Annotated in this window: 5 protein-coding genes; 1 reads left to right on the top strand and 4 read right to left on the bottom strand. The window is 58.1% G+C overall.

Annotated features, from left to right (window positions below; translation table 11 throughout):
• A partial coding sequence (locus B4F73_RS11600; RefSeq protein WP_290483321.1) for an OB-fold nucleic acid binding domain-containing protein occupies positions 1–312 on the bottom strand: 312 nt, incomplete at its 3' end.
• A gap of 98 nt (positions 313–410) precedes the next feature.
• Between B4F73_RS11600 and rnd the strand changes: the two genes are divergently transcribed.
• The gene (gene rnd, locus B4F73_RS11595; protein WP_034813294.1) at positions 411–1,577 is read left to right on the top strand and encodes a ribonuclease D; all 1,167 of its coding nucleotides are present in this window, start codon (positions 411–413) and stop codon (positions 1,575–1,577) included.
• An 11-nt stretch (positions 1,578–1,588) separates the two neighbouring features.
• On the opposite strand, the gene B4F73_RS11590 is transcribed toward rnd, so the two are convergent.
• The 3 genes from B4F73_RS11590 to B4F73_RS11580 form a co-directional block, all read right to left on the bottom strand.
• Complete coding sequence (locus B4F73_RS11590; protein WP_290483320.1) at positions 1,589–3,067, bottom strand: Ppx/GppA family phosphatase; 1,479 nt, start codon at positions 3,065–3,067, stop codon at positions 1,589–1,591.
• A gap of 5 nt (positions 3,068–3,072) precedes the next feature.
• Positions 3,073–5,241: an RNA degradosome polyphosphate kinase gene (locus B4F73_RS11585; protein ID WP_290483319.1), complete on the bottom strand. Its 2,169-nt coding sequence runs from the start codon at positions 5,239–5,241 to the stop codon at positions 3,073–3,075.
• Between the two features lie 29 nt (positions 5,242–5,270).
• On the bottom strand, positions 5,271–5,991 hold a 721-nt coding region (locus B4F73_RS11580), incomplete at its 5' end, for a DnaA ATPase domain-containing protein (RefSeq protein ID WP_290483318.1).

Below are 5,991 nucleotides of genomic sequence, written 5' to 3'. Positions count from 1 at the left end.
CTGGACGGTAACTTCGCCCGCCACGACCTCGATCTCACCCGTGGCCAGATTCGGGTTCACGAGGCCCTCATCGCGGGCCACGACCTTGCCTTCCAGCGTGATCACGCTCTCCGCACGCAGTCGCTCAACCGTGCCGAAACCAGGTGAGCCCGGATTGAACACGATCTGCGTCAGGCCGTAATGATCGCGCAGGTCGATGAACATCACCCCGCCATGATCGCGGCGACGGTGAAGCCAGCCAGACAGTTTTACGGTTTCACCGACATGGGACTTGCGAAGTTCCCCACAGGTGTGGGAGCGATAGGCGTGCATCGGAAACTTTCTCCGGAAATACGGTCCAACAGAAATAAAAGCGCGAAAGGCATTCAAGCTCTCGCAATTGTCAAGGCGATGCGATACGCAAGCGCGCGATGACTGACAACACCCTGACTCCCATTACTGAGCAGTCCGCACTGGAAGATCTGTGCGGAAAGCTCGCTGAATCCGACTTTATTTGCGTCGATACCGAGTTTCATCGGGAGACGACCTACTGGCCGGAACTCTGCCTCGTCCAAGCCTCCGCCCCCGGCGTAGAAGGCCTGATCGACCCATTGGCCGAGGATTTGGACATCGGTCCCTTCCTCGATCTGATCGCCGCAGACAACCGGGTAAAAGTGTTTCACGCCGCCCGTCAAGACCTCGAAATATTCAACCGTCTGATCGGCCACCCACCCGGCCCGATTTTCGATACCCAGGTCGCCGCGATGGCGCTCGGCCTTGGCGATTCGATTTCATACGACAATCTCGTTCAGCGCGTGCTGAAGCGCCAGATCGACAAATCGAGCCAGTTCACAGACTGGACCCGCCGTCCACTCAGCCAGAAACAACTGGTCTACGCCCTTGGCGACGTAACGCATTTGCGGGACGCCTATCTCAAAATGCGCGATGAGCTGGAACAGCTTGGACGCCTGGGATGGGTGCGCGAGGAAATGGCCGATCTGGAAGATCCCGCCAAATACGATACCGACCCCGCCAAGGCATGGCAGCGACTCAAATTGCGAAAGCCGAAGAAAGACTATGCAGCCATTGTCGTGGCCGTTGCCGCCTGGCGCGAAACCATGGCGCAAGAACTGGACAAACCACGCCGCCGGATCCTGAAGGACGACGCGATTCAGGAAATCGCCAGCCAGAAACCGCGCTCCGAGGGCGATTTCGGCCAGCTCCGCGCAGTGCCAAATGGGTTCATTCGGTCGAAATTCGGCAATGGCCTGCTTGAGGCAGCAATCGATGCCATCGACAATCCAGACAAGTACGCGCCCGAGCTTGGCCCGCGGGTCCAGAACGCCCAGATCCCCGCTGGTGCGCCCGAACTGCTCAAAGTGCTCCTCAAACATGTCAGCGAGGAGAATGACGTCGTGCCCCGCCTGATCGCAAATGCGGCCGATATCGACCGGATCGCTCGCGGTGAGACGGGTGACGAAATTGCCGCCATGTCAGGCTGGCGTTATGACATGTTCGGGAAACGCGCACAGGCCCTGCTGAATGGGAAACTGGCCGTATCTTTTGAGGGCGGTCAAGTCAGACTGTTCGACGTCTAGGCTGCTCAGCCTCAACTAATAATGACATCCGATTTCAAACGCAGCTGGCTCGCCGTTTGCGAAAGCCTGCGCTCGACCGTATCCGAAACCATCGCCTCATCGGCTTTCGACACTTTCAACTGAAGCGTATGATGGGTGCGAACCAGTCTGGCCCGCTGAAGGATCGGCCCTGACCGACCCGAGAACACAGCCCCCAGTCGCATCGCACTCCCGATCTGGCGGGCGCGCTCATCCTGCTCCGGCGTCGTGAGGGCGACATACTCATCCGGTCTCTTGAAGTCTTTCTGGTAGCGGCATCCAATGGCATAGGCGATCAGAGCGCGTTCGCCGTGCGAGACGCCGACATAAGGCGCCCTGAGCGCTTGATCATAGGCCATGATGGATCGGTGATCCGGATGGAACCGCCCGGCACTGTCAGCCATCATGCAGGCCGCCTTCTCGATTCTTATGTCCGCGGCAGGCGATCCGAACAAGTCCGGCTCGGGGGCCAGGGCCGGCGCGATGAAATCATGCAGCGCTTCGCCGAACAGGATCTGGTTCTTGTCCAGCCGCGCGAACGCGATCGCGCCATCCATCAGCGGATCGTGCAAAGGCGCGCCCAGCGCATCCCGCAGCACGCCTTCCCGCAAGCCTGCCGAGGAAATGGTCACGCCCTCCAACCGGCTGTTGCCAAGAATTTCCTGAAGCAGAATCGCCGCAACCGGCAAATGCTTGGCGCGGCGTTTGTCGACGTTTTCCAGCATCGCCCGCGCTGTCGAACTGGTCACGCTGTCGAAGCAGAGCTTTGCGGCCTTGTCGACCTGGGATTTCGACATCTGATAGCCCTGCAGCACTTTGAGCGAATAGTCCTCGATCTGCATGTTCAGCTTTGCCACGGTCCGCCATGCGCCGCCCACCGCATAGAAGCGCCCCGTCGATTTTGCCAGCACATCAGACGTCTTGAGCTCCGCCCGTATGGTACGGCGCAGCGCCTTCAGATCAATATCCCCCTCGACCAGAGAGAGCGGGCCAAGCATCAGGCTCTCCCCGTCTGCGGCCTTGCCGCCGATTTGCTTGAACTCAAGACTAGATCCGCCGAGATCGCCGATCATGCCGAGCGGCGCATGGAAGCTCGCCTCTACGCCAACGGCCGACAAGCGTGCCTCATCCTCTCCCGACAGAACCACCACGCGCCGTCCCAGCGCCTTGGACGCCAGGCTGATGAACTCCGGACCATTCTCGGCTGACCGCACGGCTGCAGTTGCCACAGCCGTGTAATGCCTCAAGTGCAAGGCTTTCAGGATCGCGCGATACCGACCAAGAGCCTTCAACGCCGATTCAACACCAGTTGGCGAAAGCTGCCCCGTCTGCATCAAGCCCTGACCCAATCCGGCCATGACTTTCTCATTGAAGGTCGGAAGGATTGAAGCGCCCAGAACATCGTAGATCACCAGACGTACCGAGTTTGACCCGATATCGATAATTGCCGCACGTTCTGATTTGGGAAACATCAAACCTAAACGCCTTCGCGAGGTTTCAGACGTGGCGGCAGGCTGACTTCGAGCGCGCTCCCGCGTCCAGACAGGCTGGGATTGTCCATGAAATATGTGTGGGCCGAGAAAGTCTCTGTATCGGGACGCAATTCCATTCGCTCATAGACGCCGTCTTCTCCCATGATCCAACTTTGTTGTTCGTCATTCAGATTGGCGACCATGATCTGGTTCAGCACCTGACGGTGAACGGTTGGATTTTCAACCGGCACCAATGCCTCGACACGCCGGTTCAGATTTCGCGGCATCCAGTCCGCAGACGAGATAAACACTTTGGCCTTGGGCGATGGCAGAACCTCCCCATTGGCAAAACAGACAATTCGGGAATGTTCCAGGAATCGACCCACAATGCTCTTTACAGAGATATTATCAGACAAGCCCGGAACGCCGGGACGCAGGCAACAGATGCCGCGCACAACCAGAATGATCGGCACGCCCGCCTGGCTGGCCGAATAGAGCGCATCAATCACTTCGCCATCGACCAGCGAGTTCATCTTCGCCCAGACGCCGCAGGGTTCGCCCCGGCGCGCCGCGTCTGCCTCTGCCTCAATCATCCCGATGAGTTTCTCTTTCATGTCGAGTGGCGACATGGAAACCTTTTCCATCACAGGACCGACAGAGGGTGGCTCGCGATAGGCCGTCACAAAGTTGAAGAGCCGATTGGCGTCACGACCCAGCGCCGCATCCGCCGTGAATAGCGACAAGTCTGTGTAGATCCGCGCATTGATCGGATGGTAGTTGCCCGTCCCGTAATGCGTATATGTGCGCAGCTCATCACTTTCGCGGCGCACCACAAGCGACACTTTCGCGTGGGTCTTGTACTCGATGAAACCGTAGACAACCTGAACACCCGCGCGCTCAAGGTCGCGTGCAAGTCGCAAATTGGCTTCTTCATCAAAGCGCGCCTTGATCTCGACCAATGCGGTAACATTTTTTCCGGCCTCTGCCGCTTCCACCAGGGCTGCGACAATCGGTGAATTCGCCGTTGTTCGGTAGAGCGTCTGCTTGATCGCAACGACTTGCGGATCGGCTGCGGCCTGCCGGATGAACTGGACTACAACATCAAACGTCTCGAATGGATGATGAACCAGAATGTCCTTTGCACGGATCGCCGCAAAACAGTCACCCCCCATCTCGCGAATACGCTCGGGGTAGCGCGGCTCATAGGACGGGAACTGCAGGTCTGGCCGATCACTGACAATCAGTTCCGATAGCTGTGCCATTCCAAGAATGCCATCATAGAGAACGATGTCGGCTTCTTCAGCGCCGATCTCATGCGTGATCAGTCGGCGCAGGTCTTCCGGCGCACTGGATTGCATTCGGATACGAACGATCCGGCCCCTGCGACGTTGCTTCAGCAACACTTCGAATTCGCGGATCAGATCTTCGGCTTCTTCCTCGATCTCGATGTCGCTGTCACGGATCACACGGAACAGGCAGCGGTCTTTCTCCTCAAACCCGGGAAAGAGTTCATCGATGAACATGCCGATGACATCTTCCAGCGCAATGAAGCGCAAATTGCCCTTGGTGCCTTTGGGCAGGCGAATGAAACGCCGCACAAAGGCCGGCAACGGAATGATGCCCACATGGGCATCTCCATTCCCCTTGGCGACCAGATTGATCGCAATCGAAAAGCCCAGATTCGGAATGAACGGGAACGGATGCGCGGGATCGACTGCGAGTGGTGTCAGGACCGGGAAGATGTTTGACCGGAAATACTTGTCCAGCTCAACCCGGTCTTTCTTGTTCAGTTCCTTCACGCCCAGCACATGAACGCCTTCGGCATTGAGTTCCTGCTTGAGGCTGCGCCAGCGCGCTTGCTGTTCGGCGATCAGGTTCAGGGAAGCTTCTTCAATCCGTTCCACCTGCTCGGCTGGGGTCAAGCCATCCTGACTGGCTTTGACAACGCCGGCCCGCACCTGTTCGCGCAGGCCCGCATAGCGCACCATTTCGAACTCATCGAGGTTGCTCGCCGATATCGACAGGAACCTCAGGCGCTCAAGAAGGGGATGGTCGGTGTTCGACGCTTCTTCCAGCACACGCTGGTTGAACTCCAGCCAAGACAATTCCCGGTTCAGGAACCGCTCCGGCGAATTCATCATCTGCTTCTGGGTTCCAGACTGTCCATCGGCCATGATGCCAAACTCCGCAATTCCATTCAATTCTACAGCATGGACCTCTGATCGGGGTCGGCCCAGCCCAATTCTTCGACGACTTCCCGGGCCAATGGCACCGACGGTGCCCGGCCCGCTTCGGTCACCTTATCATTCAATTTCTCTATAAATATTTCGATAGCCTCATAAGAAAGTTCCAGTCGGGGTACCAGATACTTAATGACCTCAGGCTCAAGCTTCAGGAAATAGCGCTCGGCAGCGGATTCCAGCCGCGCCTTGAGCATTTTTTCGTCAGGCTCCCCAATCTCGATCACCGGCAGTGCCATGAGGCGGGATTTCAAGTCGGCTGACTGGGTTTGCCATTGGCTCGGATGGTGTTTGGACGTCAGCAGGACATGCCCGCCCTCAGCCGTTGCTGTATTGATCAGTGTCAACAAATTCTCGGATTTCTTGACGCGGTCGGCATCGTCCACCGCGACAAATCCCGACGCCAACGCCGCCAGGCCGCGTGATTTCAGACGGGAAAACTCCTTGGCGACATGATAGCTGCCTTCAAATTCCTGACACCAGGCGCGCGCCAGAACAGACAATCCGCAGCGCGGCGGCCCCAACAGGCAAATGACAGGAAACGGCCAACTCTGCGGCGCGCCGAGCACCGCCAAAGCGCTCTCATTGGCTTCCGTCACCAGAAGCGCATCAAGCGTGGGTTCTTTTGCAGGAAAGCCGAGGCTGAGCTGGCTCGGCTTGTAGGGCCTGTTCGGGTTCGCCGGG

Source organism: Hyphomonas sp. UBA3601 (assembly GCF_002375605.1).
In the GTDB taxonomy this organism is placed as follows: Bacteria; Pseudomonadota; Alphaproteobacteria; order Caulobacterales; family Hyphomonadaceae; genus Hyphomonas.
The sequence above is the reverse complement of the archived record's forward strand: the minus strand, read 5'-3'. Positions and strand labels throughout refer to the sequence as shown.